The 17,866-nt window shown below is 61.6% G+C and carries 11 protein-coding genes; 3 read left to right on the top strand and 8 right to left on the bottom strand.

The genetic code is table 11. The features are described from left to right. Positions 1-83: 83 nt before the first annotated feature. The 8 genes from U367_RS0101700 to glnE all read right to left on the bottom strand — a co-directional run bounded on the left by U367_RS0101700 (position 84) and on the right by glnE (position 10,131). The gene (locus U367_RS0101700; RefSeq protein WP_028615474.1) at positions 84-1,523 is read right to left on the bottom strand and encodes a lipopolysaccharide kinase InaA family protein; all 1,440 of its coding nucleotides are present in this window, start codon (positions 1,521-1,523) and stop codon (positions 84-86) included. Beyond that, positions 1,523-2,275, bottom strand: coding sequence for a lipopolysaccharide kinase InaA family protein (locus U367_RS0101695; protein WP_028615473.1), 753 nt, complete (start codon positions 2,273-2,275; stop codon positions 1,523-1,525). The genes U367_RS0101700 and U367_RS0101695 overlap by 1 nt, the downstream gene beginning before the upstream one ends. Continuing rightward, on the bottom strand, positions 2,272-3,006 hold the full coding sequence (locus U367_RS0101690) for a lipopolysaccharide kinase InaA family protein (protein ID WP_028615472.1): 735 nt from the start codon (positions 3,004-3,006) through the stop codon (positions 2,272-2,274). Before U367_RS0101690 ends, U367_RS0101695 begins: the two co-directional genes overlap by 4 nt. Continuing rightward, positions 3,006-3,812: a lipopolysaccharide core heptose(I) kinase RfaP gene (rfaP, locus tag U367_RS0101685; protein ID WP_028615471.1), complete on the bottom strand. Its 807-nt coding sequence runs from the start codon at positions 3,810-3,812 to the stop codon at positions 3,006-3,008. The genes U367_RS0101690 and rfaP overlap by 1 nt, the downstream gene beginning before the upstream one ends. After that, positions 3,809-4,933: a glycosyltransferase family 4 protein gene (locus U367_RS0101680; RefSeq protein WP_028615470.1), complete on the bottom strand. Its 1,125-nt coding sequence runs from the start codon at positions 4,931-4,933 to the stop codon at positions 3,809-3,811. The genes rfaP and U367_RS0101680 overlap by 4 nt, the downstream gene beginning before the upstream one ends. Beyond that, complete coding sequence (gene waaC / locus U367_RS0101675) at positions 4,933-5,994, bottom strand: lipopolysaccharide heptosyltransferase I (protein WP_028615469.1); 1,062 nt, start codon at positions 5,992-5,994, stop codon at positions 4,933-4,935. Before waaC ends, U367_RS0101680 begins: the two co-directional genes overlap by 1 nt. A 1-nt stretch (position 5,995) precedes the next feature. After that, positions 5,996-7,030, bottom strand: coding sequence for a lipopolysaccharide heptosyltransferase II (gene waaF, locus U367_RS0101670; RefSeq protein ID WP_028615468.1), 1,035 nt, complete (start codon positions 7,028-7,030; stop codon positions 5,996-5,998). 161 nt (positions 7,031-7,191) lie between these two features. Further along, positions 7,192-10,131, bottom strand: coding sequence for a bifunctional [glutamate--ammonia ligase]-adenylyl-L-tyrosine phosphorylase/[glutamate--ammonia-ligase] adenylyltransferase (glnE, locus tag U367_RS0101665; RefSeq protein WP_028615467.1), 2,940 nt, complete (start codon positions 10,129-10,131; stop codon positions 7,192-7,194). Between the two features lie 383 nt (positions 10,132-10,514). On the opposite strand from glnE, the gene aceE reads away from it, so the two are divergent. The 3 genes from aceE (at position 10,515) to U367_RS0101650 (ending at position 17,829) form a co-directional block, all read left to right on the top strand. Then, positions 10,515-13,160 carry a pyruvate dehydrogenase (acetyl-transferring), homodimeric type gene (gene aceE, locus U367_RS0101660; RefSeq protein WP_028615466.1) on the top strand — a complete coding sequence of 882 codons (2,646 nt, stop codon included), beginning with the start codon at positions 10,515-10,517 and terminating at the stop codon, positions 13,158-13,160. An 11-nt stretch (positions 13,161-13,171) separates the two neighbouring features. Further along, a complete protein-coding gene (gene aceF, locus U367_RS0101655; RefSeq protein WP_028615465.1) occupies positions 13,172-14,830 on the top strand; it encodes a dihydrolipoyllysine-residue acetyltransferase in 1,659 nt (552 codons plus the stop codon). A gap of 305 nt (positions 14,831-15,135) precedes the next feature. Further along, positions 15,136-17,829 (top strand): putative bifunctional diguanylate cyclase/phosphodiesterase, encoded by a 2,694-nt coding sequence (locus tag U367_RS0101650; protein WP_028615464.1) that lies wholly within the window; start codon positions 15,136-15,138, stop codon positions 17,827-17,829. The last annotated feature ends 37 nt before the right edge of the window (positions 17,830-17,866 follow it).

The following is a 17,866-nucleotide window of genomic DNA, read 5'->3' as shown; positions in this document are numbered from 1 at the left end:
TGCGAATGCGTTAGGTCAGCAACAAATGTACTAACTGACACACCCTACTCGCGGGCAAGCCCGCTCCCACATTTTGACCGCGATCAGACCTGAGCTGGCAAGCGCTGATCGATGAGTTTGTACAACGCACTCTCCGATGGCCAGTTACGCATAAACCGCGCACGATCCTTGGCATACGCTGAGGCAAAGCTGGCGTCGGAGGTGTGTTGGCACATGGCATCAAGATCGATCAGCGACCAGCGATCCGTGTCCCAAAACAGGTTGTGCCCCTTGAAATCACCATGGCTGATGCGCTCGCGGATCAGTTCAGCGAACAGGTGATCCAGCGCCCGCAGCTCGTTTTCCGGCGCATCGCCGTTTTCAACGTACGGCGCAAAGCGTTCGATGATGTCCGGACCAGGCAGGTATTCGGTGATCAGGTACGCGCGGCTACGCAACCAGAAGAAGCGTTTTTCCAGTACCGCCAGCGGCTTGGGCGTGGCAATACCGAGGAACGCCAGGCGGTTGCCTTCACGCCAGGAATGCCAGGCGCGACTCGGACGCCAGAAGCGCTTGAGCCAATGGGCGAAACCCTTGATGTTGTAGCGTTTGATCACCAACTGACGCCCAGCCACTTCGACCTTGGCCACGCTGGCAGCACCACCGGTTTTATACAGATGGCCCTTATCCAGCAGCGAATCGGCCTGCTCTAGCACCGGCAGCATCGCCGCCTCTTCTTCGCGGCGAATGGCGCGCAAGGCAAAAGCGCCACGCACCACGCTGAACAAGGTGCACTCGCGCCCGACTTTGTTCAAAAAGTCCTTGAGGCGCCAGGCGCTGACCTTGCGCACCTGCTTCTCCAGGGCTTCCAACGGCAGGGCGTGCTCGCCATTGCTCAGCAGGTAGTACACCAGCAGTTCTTCGGTGAACGGTTCGAGATTCTTTGGCAACTGGGCGAAAAAAACGCCGAGGTTTTCCAGTACGCGGTTGCGCGACAACGGCTTGCCCGCCTCTTCGGCGCGGATCCCGGCGCCATCGATCAGGTACAGCTTGCCGTCCTGGCGCAGCAGGTTGTCCAGGTGCAGGTCTTCCTGCCACAGCCCCCGAGTGTGCATCTGCGCAATTGCGCCCAGCGCTTCGGCCAGCACCGCAGTTTGTTCGTCAGCCAATGGCGGCAGCCCTTCGACGGCCTGCCAGGCATCGGCCAGGCTTTCGGCGCCCTCGATGAATTCGAACAGCAGCCAACCGCCCTCGCCTTCCTGCAAGCCATCGGCCAGCAACAACGGCGTGGTCAGGCCTTGCTCGGCCAGCAGGCGCACGCCGCTGAGCTCTCGCTGAAAATGCCGTGCCGCCTTGCTGCCCACCAGTAACTTGGCCAACACCGGACGGCCACGCCACACGGCGGCGCCTACATAGCGTTCGCCCGGCAGCACGCGCAACAGGCTCAACAGTTGCAACTGACCTGGGCCCGCCGCATCGGCCAGCTCAAGTGTCAGGGGCAAGTCCGGGGAACGGCCGGCGGTTTTCAGCTCGGACAAACGCATCAACGGTTCTCCTTGTGGCTGCGGCGGACGGTCAACTTCTGTAGCCAAGTGGCGACCAGCGCGCTGTCTTCCGGCTGATCGAGGTAGGCAGCCAGCAGTTGACGCACCTGCTTGTCCGACCACTGCGGCGCACGACGCAACAGCGGCTCCAGGTCCTTGACCCGATCACGCCAGCCGAACAGCAGCGGGCGGGTTTTCTCCAGGTCGATCAACTGCGCGGCATAACCGTCGCCGGTGGCCTGCAGGAAAATATGCTTGGGATAGAAACAGCCATGCACCTGGCCGACACTGTGCAATTGACGCGCAAGCTGACCGCAGGCCAACAGGATCGCGCAGTGCTGCGCATCGCTCAGTTGCGCCCACTGCTCCAGCAGCGAATCCAGGTCATTCCAGCCGTCCAGGGCGCGGGTCAGCAACATGGCACGGTGTTCGCCGTTAACTTTACGCTCGCCGTAGAACGCCGCTTGCAAGGCGGGAATACCGAGCTTGCGATAACGGCTGATATTGCGGAATTCGCGGGAAAAACTCGGCTCGCCAAAAGGGCGGTGCAAGCTGCGCGTCAGGTAATTGCTCTGGCGCTTGAGGTAGTAACCCTGACCGTCGAGTTCAAGGCGGAACACGCTGCTCCAGCCACCGCGACTGGTATTGGGTTCATCCACCGCATCCAGTTGTTTGGCCCACAAGGCGTCGAACGTCGCCAGGCCGTGCCGCTCCAACAGCGCACGGTCTTCAGCCGCCAGGAAATCACTCATTCGCGTCCCTCGAAAAACTTCACCACGTGGCGAATCCGCTCTTTATCCGATGCACTCAAGTGCCGGCACTGACGGTACTGCATGTAGAAGCGCAGGCGCTGGGTGGCGGACAGATGATACTTGGCCACCTTGTCCAGGCAGGCCAAGTCTTTGGTGATGCGGTACTTGAGCCAAAACCCACGCCAGAAATCGCCATTGGGGCAATCGATCAGGTACAGGGTGGCCTGGTCATCGATCAGCAGGTTGCGCCACTTCAAATCATTATGGGTAAAACGATGGCCGTGCATCGTGCGCGTGTATTCGGCGAGTTGGCGGCTCACCGCATTGACCCACTTGGGGTCGCTCAGGCGCGCATCGTTGCGCTCGGCCAGCACCGAGAGGTCTTCGGTCCTCGGCAGCTCGCGGGTGATCATCGCCCCGCGGTTGTAGGCCAGGCCTTTGCGCTCCAGCCCCCAGGCCACCACATCGGCGGTGGGAATGCCCCACTTGGCGAAGCGCTTGAGGTTCTGCCATTCGGACTTGACCCGCGGCTTGCCCAAGTAACGCCGCAGGCCCTTGCCGGCGCCGGTGTAGCGCTTGACGTAGTAATTGACCCCGCCGCGCTCCACGCGGATCACCTCCGACAGTGGGTCACGGGTCAGCCGCTCGCCTTGCAGGGCGAATACCGCTTCGAGGCTTCCAAAATCATCCGCCAGGTTGGCGTAAGCAGGCTCCAGGTTCCAACCCGCCATTAGATTGCATCCCCGAGGCGCTGCTTGCGTGCGTAGAGCTTGTCGGCCTTGCGCTGAATCAGGTTCAACGACGCCGATTGCTCGGCCAGAATCTGGCGCAGCGGCTGGCGGAAGTAACCCTTGAGGAAGCGCAGTTTGTCGCGACGGGTCAGGCCAATCTCCAGCGCCGAGTAGTACAGCGCGGAGAGATCCTTGTCGCGCCAGCGCAACGGCAAGTGCGCGCGCAATTGGGCGCGGTGCAGGTCGATCACCGACAGCTTGATGTTCTTCGCATCGATGGGCTTGGCAGTGTCCAGCAGAAAATGGCACAGGTAGCAGTCGCGGTGGTTCACACCACCACGGTGCATGTCGCCGACCATGCGCGCCAGTTCATGGGTGAGCGCATGACGCAACGCAGGCGCCGGAGGCTCGGCCACCCAGTTGATGGTCACGTCTTCCAGGCTGAGGGTCGGCGCCAGCTCTTCGGTGATGATGAACGAGTGCTGGTCCGCCGGGTTACTGCCCTTCTCGCCAAAGGCCACGCCGGTCATGGTCGGCACGCCGAGTGCTTGCAGGCGATGAATCGCCGCCCACTCAAGGCCCGCGCCCAGCACCGGCAGCTTGGCGGTGATCAGGTTCTTGAAGATCTCGCCCCAGCCGATACCACGGTGGATCTTGACGAAATAGGGACGGCCATCCACCACGGTACGCAGGGTGCGACGCGCCGCCAGCTCACGGAATACTTCGCCTTGCAGTTTCTCGACTTCGGCAAAGGCATCAAGCCCGGCCCATAACGTCTGGAACGGTTCGGCAAGAATCAACTTCATCGTTTTGGCTCCGCCAGGATCACATCCGCAGCGTGCTGCGGCATGCTGTAAAGGTCGGCCGTCTCAGCGAAGGCCAAACCATTGCGGCTCCAGGCCGCGCGCCGTGCAGTGTCAGTGAGCATATTCGCCAGGTATTGATTGAGCTGCGCTTGTTCGAACGGCTCATCCAGCACCAGGCCGCTGTCGGCTTCGCCGATGTAGTGGGCATAACCACACACGGCCGAGACCAGCACCGGCAGCCCGGCCACCAGGGCTTCAAGCAATACGGTGCCGGTGTTTTCGTTGTACGCCGGGTGGATCAACAGGTCGGCGCCCAGCAGGAAGCGCGGGATATCACTGCGGCCCTTGAGGAACTGCACGTTGTCCCCCAGCCCCAGCGTTGCGCTTTGCAGTTGGAATACTTTGGGGTCGTCCTGCCCGATTACAAACAGGCGCGTGCGTTTTTTCAGCTCAGACGGCAACGCGGCCAGAGCCTTGAGGCTGCGGTCGACCCCCTTGGTCTTGAAGCCCGAGCCGATCTGAACCAGCAGTAAATCGTCGTCGCTCAGATTGAATTCCTTACGGAAACCCTCGCGAATTTCTGCGGCATTCGGCGGCGCGCGGCGGTCCTGGGCAATCCCCGGCGGCAGCAGATGGAAGCGCTCCAGCGGCGTGTCGTAGTGTTTGATAAACAGCGGCTGCTGCACTTCGGAGATCATCAAGACCTCGGTCTTGGCGTCCTTGGCGAACACCGCGCGCTCGTACTCGGCAAAGTGCTTGTAGCGGCCAAAATAGCGGTACAGCGAGTGGCGCAGGTTTTGTGCCTTGTCTTCAAAGCAGCCGTCGGCGGCGTAATACACATCCAGGCCAGGCATTTTATTGAAGCCGATCAGACGGTCCACCGGGCGCTTGGCCAGGTCGGCGGCCATCCAGGCGCTGAGTTTCTCATTGCGCCGATGGTTGAAGAACGCCTTGACCGGTGCCACCAGCACTTCGAAACCGGGCGGGATATCGCCTTCCCAGATCAGCGTGTAGACACGAATCTGGTGGCCGCGCTGCTGGCACTCCAGGGCGATGCGCATGAAGTCGCGCTGCAGGCCACCGAAGGGGAAATATTTGTACAAAACAAAAGCCAGTTGCATCAGTGCAGCTCCTCAGCCAATAACAACGTGCTCAGTCGGCTTGCCACACGCTCAGGGTTCAGGCGCGTGAAGCACAGGGGCGACTCGCGCTTGAGGTCGAACCGACGCAGGTCGTCGGCCGTCGGTTGATAGGTACAGTGTTTTTGCAGGCACGGCGCGCAAGGGAAGTCGCTGGCCAGGTGAATCTGGCCCTTGCCGTAGGCGCCGGTGAGACCGGGGTTGGTCGGGCCGAACAGGGAAATGGTCGGCACATCCAGCGCGGCGGCCAAGTGACCGAGACCGGTGTCCACCGCCACACAGGCACGGGCGCCGGCCAGTACCCGGGCGACACCGGCCAGGTTCAATTTGGGCAGCACTTCGGCGTTTTGCAGGCCTTGGGCCAGGCGTTCGGCGCGGGCTTTTTCGGCGGCGTTGCCCCACGGCAATTTCACATCCACGCCCAGACGCCCCATGCGCTCGGCCAGCTCGCGCCAGTAGGCTTCGGGCCAGTGCTTGGTGTCCCAGGTGGTGCCGTGCAGTAGCAGTACAAACGGCTTTTTCGGCGGCAAGCCCAGGAGCTTTTCAGTGCTCAGGCCGTAGTCGCCCAAGCCCTTGGGCAAGTCATAACCGAGGGCCACGGCGAACAGCTGACGCAAACGCTCCACCGCGTGCTGCCCACGCGCAACGGCGAGGCGCCGGGAATAGAAACGTGCAGCTATCGGCTCACGGGCGGAATTTTTGTCGAAACCCGCGATGGGCGCACGCACGTAGCGGGTCAGCCAGGCGCTTTTCAGCAGTCCCTGGGCGTCGATCACCAGGTCATATTTGGTCGACTGGACTTGCTGCTTGAAGCGCCGCCATTCGCCACTCTTGATGGTCTGCCAGATGTTCTTGCGCCAGCGGCGGATCGCCACCGGGATCACCTTGTCGACCGCCGGGTGCCAGGTGGGAATCTCGGCGAAGCCTTCTTCCACTACCCAGTCGAATCGGATGCCGGGGATCGCCCGCGCCGCGTCGGTCAGGGCCGGCAAGGCATGAATCACATCGCCCAGGGATGAGGTCTTGATTACCAGTACGCGCAAACTATCGGACCTCGACCGCAGAGCCCTGCAACCGCTGCAAGGCTTCATTCACCGGCTGCGGCAGCAACTGGCGCATGCAGTTGTAGTGACCAAAACGGCAGGTGCGATCAAAACACGGGCTGCACTCCAGGCCCAGGCGCACCACTTCGACCTTGTCGGCCAACGGCGGCGTGAAGCCCGGTGATGTGGAGCCGTACACCGCCACCAACGGGCGGTTCAGCGCGGCGGCGACGTGCATCAGCCCGGAGTCGTTGGACACCACCGAATCGGCGCAGGACAGCAGGTCGATGGCTTCGGCGAGCGACGTGTCACCACTGAGGTTGACCGCCTCTTCACGCAGGCCAGGAATCAGGCGCTGGCGAATGTCTTCGCCTACCGGATGGTCCTTCTTCGACCCGAACAGCCACACCTGCCAGCCTTCACGGATCTTGGCCTCGGCAACCTTGGCGTAGTGCTCCGACGGCCAGCGCTTGGACTCGCCAAACTCGGCCCCCGGGCACAGCGCCAGGACCGGACGGTCGAGCTCCAGGCCGAACTTGGCCAGGGCGGCGTCACGGCTCACCGGGTCAATCTGCAAACTCGGACGCGGATACGGCGTGGGCAACTCGGCGCCCGGCTCGTAGGCCAGGGCCATGAAACGCTCGATCATCAACGGGTAGCGAGCTTTGTCCAGGGTACGCACGTCATTGAGCAGCACGTAACGGAACTCGCCACGCCAGCCGGTGCGTTTGGGGATGCCAGCAAAATAGGGCACCAACGCCGACTTGAGCGAATTGGGCAGCAGAATCGCCTGGTCGTATTCACCCGCCAGGGATTTACCGATACGACGGCGGGTCGCCAGCTCCAGAGCGCCATGGCCGAGCGGAAAGCTCAGGGCCTTGCGCACTTCGGGCATGCGTTCGAGGATCGGCCGGCTCCACTCAGGGGCAAGTACGTCGATCTGGCAGTCCGGGTAGCGCATACGCAGGCACTGGAACAGTGTCTGCGCCATCACCATGTCACCGACCCAACTGGGCCCAACGATCAGAATATTCATGTAGTTTCCACAAACGATGCGGGGAGGCTTATGCCTCCCCGCATCGAAATTTTCTGTAGGAGACGAACAATTGCAGGAGCTGTCTTGCCAGCGATAACGTCCGAAAGATCTCCATGGATTCCAAGGGCCTCATCGCCGGCAAGCCGGCTCCTACAGTTGACTCAACTTAACCCCAGTTCTTTCCAGATTCGCATCACCTGGCGCCGTTCGTCGGCGAACTGATCCCCGGTCACCGTGCCCGCCTCGTTTTGCAAGGCCTGGCGGTGTGCGGCGGAACGGTAGGCCTTATACACCTCACGCAGCAGGTGGGCATCGGCCGCGGGCATCAAGCCCACCTGCTCCAGGCCTTCCAGAATGCGGATATTGTCGGTGTAGCGCAGCAACGATGGATGTTGCGCAGACCACGCCAAAGCCGCGTATTGCACCATAAATTCAATATCGACGATACCTCCGGCGTCCTGCTTGAGGTCGAACGCCGCCGTGGCCTCGAAGGCATTGGCGCCGGTGCCGGCCGCCGTGGTCTTGGTGCCCAGGTTGTCGCGCATCTTGGCACGCATCTCGCTGACCTCCTGGCGCAGCTTCGCCAGGTCGCGTTCCTGCCCCAACACTTTAGCCCGTACCTGCTCGAATGCCTGGCCCACATCCTGGCTGCCCACCAGCACCCGCGCGCGGATCAGCGCCTGATGCTCCCAGGTCCAGGCTTCATTTTGTTGATAGCGGTCAAACGCCCCCAGCGAACTCACCAGCAAACCAGACGCGCCGGAAGGCCGCAGGCGCATGTCGACTTCGTACAACTGGCCGGAGTTGGTCTGCGTGGTCAGCAAGTGAATGATGCGCTGGCCCAGGCGCGTAAAGAACTGCGCCCCGTCGATCGGCTTGGCGCCATCGGTTTCCGCTTGTGGATCGCCATCGTGGATAAACACCAGGTCCAGGTCCGAACCATGCCCCAGTTCGATCCCGCCGACTTTCCCATAACCGACAATGATGAACCCAGGATCGCACAGGGTCCCGTCCAAACGCTGCGGCGAGCCGTGGCGCGCCACAGTCTGGCGCCAGGCCAGGGCCAGCACTTGTTCGAGGATGGCCTCGGCGAGCCAGGTCAGGTAATCGCTGACTTTCATCAGCGGCAGGCTGCCGGCGATTTCCGAGGCAGCCACGCGCAGGCGGTGGGCCAGCTTGAAGTGCCGCAGGGCCTCCATCTGTTGCTCCAGGTCGTCCTCCGGGATGCGCGTCAGGCGCTCGCGCAGCTCGGCAGCCAGCTCCGGCGCCAACGGTGGCTTGAACAGGCGGCCTTCGTTGAGCAATTCATCGAGCAACAGCGGGAAGCGTGTGATCTGCTCGGCGATCCACGGGCTGGCGGCGCACAGGGTTAACAGCCGACGCAGGGCGTCGGGGTTTTCCGTGAGCAGCACCAGATAAGCGGAACGCCGGGCGACGGCTTCCACCAGCGGCAGCACGCGCTCCAGCACTAGGTCCGGGTTGGCATGTTCAACAGCTTGGGCGAGTAGGCGCGGAATAAAGGCATCCAGCCGTTCGCGCCCCAGGCGCTGCATGGCGCGCAGTTGCGGGCTGTTGCGCAGGCCGGCCAACGCCTTGAGCGCCTTGGTCGCGTCGGTGAAGCCGCCTTCGGCCAATTGCCGGCAGGCGGCCTCTTCATCTTGGGATTCTTCCCACAGCGGCAACCACTCACCGCCCACCACCAACTCGCTTTCTTCGCCCTCTTCTTCGTCAGGATCGGCGATCACCTGACGGAAATGCCAGTCCACCCGACCGCGCCAGTACATCAGGCGTTCGTGGAAGGCGGCCCAGTCGGCAAAGCCCAACATAAAGGCTATGCGCGCCTGGTCTTCCGGGCTGTCTGGAAGCATTTGCGTCTGCCGGTCGGCAATCGCCTGGATCGCGTGTTCGGTGTAACGCAGGAATTCGTAGCCATTGCGCAATTCGGCGATCACCGTCGGCGGCAAGTAGCCCTGGCCTTCCAGCGTACCGAGTACCTTGAGCAACGGGCGCTGTTGCAGGCTCAGGTCACGTCCGCCGTGGATCAGTTGGAAGGCCTGGGCGATGAATTCCACTTCGCGGATCCCGCCCGAGCCCAGCTTGATATTGTCGGCCATGCCCTTGCGCCGCACTTCCTGCTGGATCAGCTGCTTCATGGTGCGCAGCGCCTCGATGGCGGAAAAATCCAAGTAGCGGCGGTAGACGAACGGTCGGAGCATGTCGAGCAGTTGCGCACCGGCCACTTGGTCGCCGGCAACAACCCGCGCCTTGATCATGGCGTAGCGTTCCCAGTCGCGGCCCTGGTCCTGATAGTACTGCTCCAGCGCATTGAAGCTGAGCACCAGCGCGCCGGCCGAACCGTAGGGGCGCAGGCGCATGTCGACACGGAACACAAAACCATCGACGGTCATTGGATCGAGGGCCTTGATCAGTTTTTGACCAAGACGAATAAAGAATTCCTGGTTGTCCAGGGAGCGTTTGACGCCGACGGTTTCACCGCCCTCGGGGTAGGCGAAGATCAGGTCGATATCCGACGACAGGTTCAGCTCCACCGCGCCGAGCTTGCCCATGCCGAGGATGACCATGTGCTGCGGCTCGCCGCTGCGCCGGCTAGTGGGCGTGCCGAATTGCACGCAGTGGCGCTGGTACAGCCATTGGTAGGCTTGGTCGATGCTGGCGTCAGCCATGTCGGAGAGGTCGCGGCAGGTTTGCACCAGGTCGGCCTGGCGGGTCAGGTCGCGCCAGATGATGCGCACTTGCTGGCGCGTACGCTGGCGACGCAGCACACGGCCCAGCTCATCTTCTGTTTCGGCTTGTTGCACGGCGCCAGCAATCTGCCCGCACAGCTCACCAGGGGCAAAACCACGGTCCAGCTCGCCCCAGGCCACGAGTTCGAGCAACATCAAAGGGTCACGAACACTCTGTTCAATGACGAAATCACTCGCCGCGCACACGCGGGCGAAGTCGGCCCACCGTTGCGGCGTCCACGCGGAAAGTCCATGATCGTCGTCCAGCGCGGCCACTGCGTCACGAAATGACTGCTCGGCCCGCTGGGCTTTTGGCAAGAGAATGGCCGGGAGTTCGGCGAGTGTTGGAAGGCTCATGGTCTATCCTTGATCGGCGCGTAAATGGCCTGTAGCTGTGAACGCAAGAACCACGCTCTATGAAGGACTGTCGAACAAAGGTTAGAAATAGCTGAAATTAATTTCATTTTGGCAGCCAACATCAAACATTCACCTTTTCTTGTTCGCAAAAGATCAACAATAACGATTATGCTCACCAGCCAGACCGAGCCATACGCTCAGTCTTGTGTAGTTTTACTACTCGTATATACATTCGAAAGGCTGAAATGGCCGACGATTTGTAGTAAAACTACAGGACGCCGAAGCAACCTTCGGCCATCCAAGAATTTATGTCGTCTGCCCACAAGGCCAGTCGCAAACTTCAGGCAACCGATTCTGGTAGCCTTTCCGCCCTGGAGCAAGCCATGCAAGACCTCGATCCCGTCGAAACCCAGGAATGGCTGGACGCCCTGGAATCGGTTCTCGACAAAGAAGGCGAAGACCGTGCTCACTACCTGATGACCCGTATGGGCGAACTCGCGACCCGCAGCGGCTCGCAACTGCCTTACGCCATCACTACGCCATACCGCAACACCATCCCCGTTACCCACGAAGCACGCATGCCTGGCGACCTGTTCATGGAACGCCGCATTCGCTCGCTGGTACGTTGGAACGCCATGGCGATGGTAATGCGCACGAACTTGAAAGATTCGGACCTGGGCGGTCACATCTCCAGCTTCGCTTCCAGCGCAACCCTGTATGACATCGGCTTCAACTACTTCTTCCAGGCCCCGACCGACGAACACGGCGGCGACCTGATCTACTTCCAGGGCCACACTTCTCCAGGCGTTTACGCCCGTGCGTTCATGGAAGGCCGCATCACCGAAGAACACATGAACAACTTCCGCCAGGAAGTGGACGGTAACGGCCTGTCGTCGTACCCGCACCCTTGGCTGATGCCTGAATTCTGGCAGTTCCCGACCGTTTCCATGGGTCTGGGCCCAATCCAGGCGATCTACCAGGCACGTTTCATGAAGTACCTGGAAGCCCGTGGCTTCATCCCTGAAGGCAAGCAGAAAGTCTGGTGCTTCCTGGGCGACGGCGAGTGTGACGAGCCAGAATCCCTGGGCGCCATCTCCCTGGCCGGCCGCGAGAAGCTGGACAACCTGATCTTCGTCATCAACTGCAACCTGCAGCGCCTCGACGGCCCGGTTCGCGGCAACGGCAAGATCATCCAGGAACTCGAAGGCGTGTTCCGCGGTGCTCAGTGGAACGTGACCAAAGTCATCTGGGGCCGCTTCTGGGACCCACTGCTGGCCAAAGACGTCGACGGCATCCTGCAACGTCGCATGGACGAAGTCATCGACGGCGAGTACCAGAACTACAAAGCCAAAGACGGCGCGTTCGTGCGTGAACACTTCTTCAACACGCCTGAACTGAAGGCAATGGTTGCAGACCTGTCCGACGACGAGATCTGGAAACTCAACCGTGGCGGCCACGACCCGTACAAGGTCTACGCGGCGTACCACGAAGCGGTCAACCACAAAGAACAACCGACCGTCATCCTGGCCAAGACCATCAAGGGTTATGGCACCGGTGCCGGCGAAGCGAAGAACACTGCGCACAACACCAAGAAAGTCGATGTCGACAGCCTGAAGTTGTTCCGCGACCGCTTCGACATCCCGGTCAAGGACGAAGAGCTGGAGAACCTGCCGTTCTTCAAGCCGGAGCCGAACAGCGCCGAAGCCCGTTACCTGGCCGAGCGCCGCGCCGCACTGGGTGGTTTCGTGCCGCAGCGCCGCGCCAACAGCTTCAGCGTACCGACGCCAGACCTGAGCACCCTCAAGGCTATCCTCGACGGCTCGGGCGACCGTGAAATTTCCACCACCATGGCTTTCGTGCGCATCCTGGCGCAGCTGGTCAAGGACAAGGACATCGGCCCGCGCATCGTTCCGATCATCCCGGACGAAGCCCGTACCTTCGGTATGGAAGGCATGTTCCGTCAGTTGGGCATCTACTCCTCCGTCGGCCAGCTCTACGAGCCAGTCGATAAAGACCAAGTGATGTTCTACAAGGAAGACAAGAAGGGCCAGATCCTCGAAGAAGGCATCAACGAAGCGGGCGCAATGAGCTCCTTCATCGCTGCCGGTACTTCGTACTCCAGCCACAACCAGCCGATGCTGCCGTTCTACATCTTCTACTCGATGTTCGGCTTCCAGCGCATTGGCGACCTGGCCTGGGCTGCAGGCGACAGCCGTACCCGTGGCTTCCTGATCGGCGGCACCGCCGGCCGGACCACGCTGAACGGCGAAGGCCTGCAACACGAAGACGGTCACAGCCACATCCTGGCTGCCACCATCCCGAACTGCCGCACCTTTGATCCAACCTACGGCTATGAGCTGGCGGTGATCATCCAGGACGGCATGAAGAAGATGACCGAAGAGCAGCAGGACGTTTTCTACTACATCACCGTGATGAACGAGTCCTACCAGCAGCCAGCCATGCCGGCCGGTGTCGAGGAAGGCATCATCAAGGGCATGTACCTGCTCGAAGAAGACACCAAGGAAGCGGCGCACCACGTACAGCTGATGGGCTCCGGCACCATCCTGCGCGAAGTGCGTGAAGCGGCGAAGATCCTGCGTGACGAGTTCAATGTTGGCGCTGACGTGTGGAGCGTGACCAGCTTCAACGAACTGCGTCGCGATGGCCTGGCCGTAGAGCGTCACAACCGTCTGCACCCTGGCCAGAAGCCACAGCGCACCTTCGTCGAAGAATGCCTGACTGGCCGTAAAGGCCCGGTGATCGCATCGACCGACTACATGAAACTGTTTGCTGAACAAATTCGCCAGTGGGTCCCGTCCAAGGAATTCAAAGTCCTGGGCACCGACGGTTTCGGCCGCAGTGACAGCCGCAAGAAGCTGCGTCACTTCTTCGAAGTTGACCGTCACTTCGTGGTGTTGGCAGCCCTGGAAGCCTTGGCTGACCGTGGTGAGATCGAACCTAAGGTGGTGGCTGACGCTATCGTCAAGTTCGGGATCAACCCGGAAAAACGCAACCCACTGGACTGCTGAGGAGATTTTTTGTGAGCGAACTCATTCGCGTACCTGACATCGGCAGCGGTGAAGGTGAAGTAATCGAGCTGTTTGTGAAGGTCGGCGACACCGTCGAAGCCGACCAGAGCATCCTGACCCTGGAGTCGGACAAGGCGAGCATGGAAATCCCTGCTCCCAAGGCCGGCGTGGTCAAGAGCCTGAAAGTGAAGCTGGGCGACCGCCTGAGAGAAGGCGACGAACTGCTGGAACTGGAAATCGAAGGTGCCGCTGATGCGGCCCCTGCGGCGGCTCCTGCTGCCGCTGCTGCCCCTGCCCCTGCCCCTGCTGCTGAAAAGCCTGCTGCTGCCGAGGCCGCTCCGGCCCCGGCTGCCGCACCTGCCGCTGCCAGCGTCCAGGACATTCATGTCCCGGACATCGGTTCGTCGGGCAAGGCCAAGATCATCGAGCTGCTGGTCAAAGTCGGCGACACCGTCGAAGCCGACCAGTCGCTGATCACCCTGGAGTCCGACAAGGCCTCCATGGAAATCCCTTCGCCGGCTGCCGGCGTGGTGGAAAGCATCGCGGTCAAGCTGGAAGACGAAGTCGGCACTGGCGACTTCATCCTCAAGCTGAAAGTACAAGGCGCTGCACCTGCTGCCGCGCCAGCACCAGCGGCCGCTCCGGCTGCCAAGGCTGAATCGGCTCCGGCTCCGGCTGCTGCCGCCCCTGCGCCTGCTGCCAAAGCCGAGGCTGCTCCGGCCCCTGCTGCTGCCGCTCCAGCGCCAAGCGGCGCCAAGGTGCACGCCGGCCCTGCCGTGCGTCAACTGGCCCGTGAGTTCGGCGTTGAGCTGAACGCTGTGTCGGCCACCGGCCCTCACGGTCGCGTGCTGAAGGAAGACGTGCAGGTCTACGTCAAGGCCATGATGCAGAAAGCCAAGGAAGCTCCGGCTGCCGGCGGCGCTACCGGTGGTTCGGGCATTCCGCCGATCCGTACCGTGGACTTCAGCCGCTTCGGTGAAATCGAAGAAGTGCCGATGACCCGCCTGATGCAAATCGGCGCGGCCGGTCTGCACGCCAGTTGGCTGAACATCCCGCACGTGACTCAGTTCGACCAGGCCGACATCACCGACCTGGAAGCTTTCCGCGTTGCGCAGAAAGCCGTGGCCGAAAAGGCCGGCGTGAAACTGACCGTGCTGCCGCTGCTGCTCAAGGCCTGCGCGCACCTGCTCAAGGAGCTGCCGGACTTCAACGCCTCGCTGGCGCCAAGCGGCAAGGCGATCATCCGCAAGAAGTACGTGCATATCGGTTTTGCGGTCGACACCCCGGACGGCCTGCTGGTACCGGTCATCAAGAACGTCGACCAGAAGAGCCTGCTGCAACTCGCTGCGGAAGCCGCTGCACTGGCTGCCAAGGCCCGCGACAAGAAGCTCACCCCGGACGACATGCAGGGCGCGTGCTTCACCATCTCCAGCCTCGGTCACATTGGCGGCACTGGCTTCACGCCAATCGTCAACGCGCCGGAAGTGGCGATCCTGGGCGTGTCCAAGGCAACCATCCAGCCTGTGTGGGACGGTAAAGCGTTCCAGCCGAAGCTGATGCTGCCACTGTCGCTGTCCTACGATCACCGTGTGATCAACGGCGCTGCTGCTGCTCGCTTCACCCAGCGTCTGAGCCAACTGCTGAACGACATCCGTACCATCCTGCTATAAGCAGGAACAGGCCTCCCGCTCACCCGGGAGGCTTGGTTGCACCGATTTTCGAGCGCCACGCTCGTACCTCAACCCCGCCACTTGGCGGGGCTTTTTTTGCCGGTTTGTTGAACAATAAAAACAGGCTTGTACACCTTCCATCACCCCGATTGCAGAAATCCCTTTCGCGGCCGATACCCCCCTTATAGCACTTAGCCTTCATCCTCTCTTGTCAGCCCGCGCCGCATGATGCAACCTTGCCGCAGGCAACAGAAAAGAGGGCGTGAGCCCGGCGCCGTGCGCGTAATTTCAAGTGAGTTTCCCCCATGAAAAGCCAGCCCGATGTCGCCCGTATGGCGGCCGAGGTAGTGACGCAGTTACCGGTGCCTTCGCGCCTCGGTATGCTGCGTTTCGAGCGGCTGAATGAGGCAAGCTGGGCCCTCCTTTACCTCGACCCCAATTGCGAACGCCAATTCGGCCTGCCGGCGGTCGAGCTGTGCGCCTTGATCGGCACGCCCTACGCCAGCCTGATGGAGCCACAGGCACGCTATCAACTGCACGACACCATCCAGCAGCAACTGACCCAGAGCCCGCATTACCTGGTGCGCTACACCCTGCACACCAACGACGGGCCGATGAGCCTGCTGGAGATGGGCGAATCCTATAAACAACACAATCGCCACCTGCTGCGCGGTTACTTGATGGTGGTCGACGGCCTGTTCAGCGAAATTCCCACCGCTGCCCCGACGGAAGACCTGGAGAACCAGAACAGCCGCCTGCAGATCGCCCTGGAGCTCAACCAGCGTGCCCAACTTGAACAATTGCAGCATCTGGAGCGGGTGCGCGCCCAGCAGGAACTGATCCTGTTGCTGGCCCGCCAGCGCTATACCACCCACAATTCGCTGCAAGAAGCCGCCGAACTGATCACCCGCAGTGCCTGTGATATCTACCAGATTGACTGCGCCAGCATCTGGAACCTCGAAGGCCAGCGCCTGGTGCCGATCTCCGCCTACCACCGCGCCGACGAGCAACACCACCTGCCCGAATCCATTGATGCAAGCTGCTTCCCGGACTACCTGGAAGCCTTGCACAGCAGCCGGGCGATCGACGCCACCAACGCGCTGCGCGACCCTCGCACCCGGGAAATGGCCGACAGCCTGCGCGATAAAGACATCCACGCCATGCTCGACGCGAGCATTCGCGTCGACGGCCATGTGGTGGGCGTGCTGTGCCTGGAGCAAAGCGGCAGCACCCGCGCCTGGCAGGCCGATGAAATTGCCTTTGCCGGCGAGCTGGCCGATCAGTTCGCGCAGGTCATCAACAACCACAACCGCCGTACGGCGACCAGCGCTCTGCACCTGTTCCAGCGCGCCGTGGAGCAAAGCGCCAATGCCTTTCTGCTGGTCAATTGCGACGGCGTGGTCGAGTACGTCAACCCGAGCTTTACCGCGATCACTCAGTACAGTGCCGAAGAGGTCCATGGCCACCGCCTGGCCCAGTTGCCGGCGCTGGAAAACCTCAGTGAATTGCTGTTCGACGCACCGTCAGCCCTGGCCAAGAGCAACAGCTGGCAGGGTGAATTCAAGAGCCGCCGCAAAAATCTCGAACCCTACTGGGGCCAACTGTCGATTTCCAAGGTGTATGGCGACAACCGCGAGTTGACCCACTACATAGGCATCTACGAAGACATCACCCAGACCAAGCTGGCCCAGCAGCGCATCGAGCGCCTGGCCTACACCGACAACCTGACCAACCTGGGCAACCGCCCGGCGTTCATCCGCAACCTCGACGAACGCTTTGCCCGCGACAGCGACAGCCCGATCAGCCTGTTGCTGGTGGACATCGACAACTTCAAGCGCATCAACGACAGCCTCGGCCACCAGACCGGCGACAAGCTGCTGATCAGCCTCGCACGGCGTTTGCGTAACAGCCTGAGTGCCGGCGGCAGCCTGGCACGGTTTGCGAGTAACGAGTTCGCGGTGCTGCTCGACGACACCGACCTGGAGAGCGGCCAGCAGGTTGCCAGCCAGTTGCTGGCAACCCTCGACAAACCGATGTTCGTCGACAACCAGTTGATCAGCGTCACCGGCTCCGTGGGCCTGGCGTGCGCGCCACTGCACGGTCGCGATCCGCAAACACTGATGCGCAACGCCGGCCTGGCCTTGCACAAGGCCAAGGCCAACGGCAAGCATCAGGTCCAAGTGTTTACCGAAGCGCTGAACGCCGAGGCCAGCTACAAGCTGTTCGTCGAGAACAACCTGCGCCGCGCCCTCACCCAGAACGAGCTGGACGTGTTCTACCAGCCCAAGCTGTGCCTGCGCAGCGGCCGCCTGCTGGGCATGGAAGCGTTGCTGCGCTGGAACCACCCGGAAAAGGGCATGATCCGCCCGGATCAATTCATCAGCGTGGCGGAAGAGACCGGCCTGATCATCCCGATCGGCAAATGGATCGCCCGCCAGGCTTGCCGCATGAGCAAGCAACTGAGCGCCGGCGGCATGGGCAACTTGCAGGTGGCAATCAACCTGTCGCCCAAGCAGTTCTCCGACCCGGACCTGGTGGCCTCGATTGCCGCGATCCTCAAGGAAGAACAGTTGCCGGCCAACCTGCTGGAGCTGGAACTGACCGAAGGCCTGCTGCTGGAAGCCACCGAAGACACGCGCCTACAGCTTGATCAACTGAAAAGCTTTGGCCTGACCCTGGCCATGGACGACTTCGGCACCGGCTACTCGTCGCTGAGTTACCTGAAAAAATTCCCCATCGACATCATCAAAATCGATCGCAGCTTTATCCACGAAATCCCGGACAACCAGGACGACATGGAAATCACCTCCGCGGTGATCGCCATGGCCCACAACCTCAAGCTCAAGGTGGTCGCCGAAGGCATCGAGACCGCCGAGCAGCTGGCGTTCCTGCGTCGGCACCGTTGTGATGTGGGCCAGGGTTACCTGTTTGACCGGCCAATCCCCGGTGCAGAGCTGCTGGCGATGCTCAAACGCTACCCGCGCGGGCCAATCGCCTGACAGCGCTGTAACACTCGGGCACACTGACGGTCTGAAA

The organism is Pseudomonas canadensis, from assembly GCF_000503215.1.
GTDB classification, from domain to species: domain Bacteria; phylum Pseudomonadota; class Gammaproteobacteria; order Pseudomonadales; family Pseudomonadaceae; genus Aquipseudomonas; species Aquipseudomonas canadensis.
Note: the sequence above shows the minus strand (reverse complement) of the source record. Positions and strands in the feature narration are given on the sequence as shown.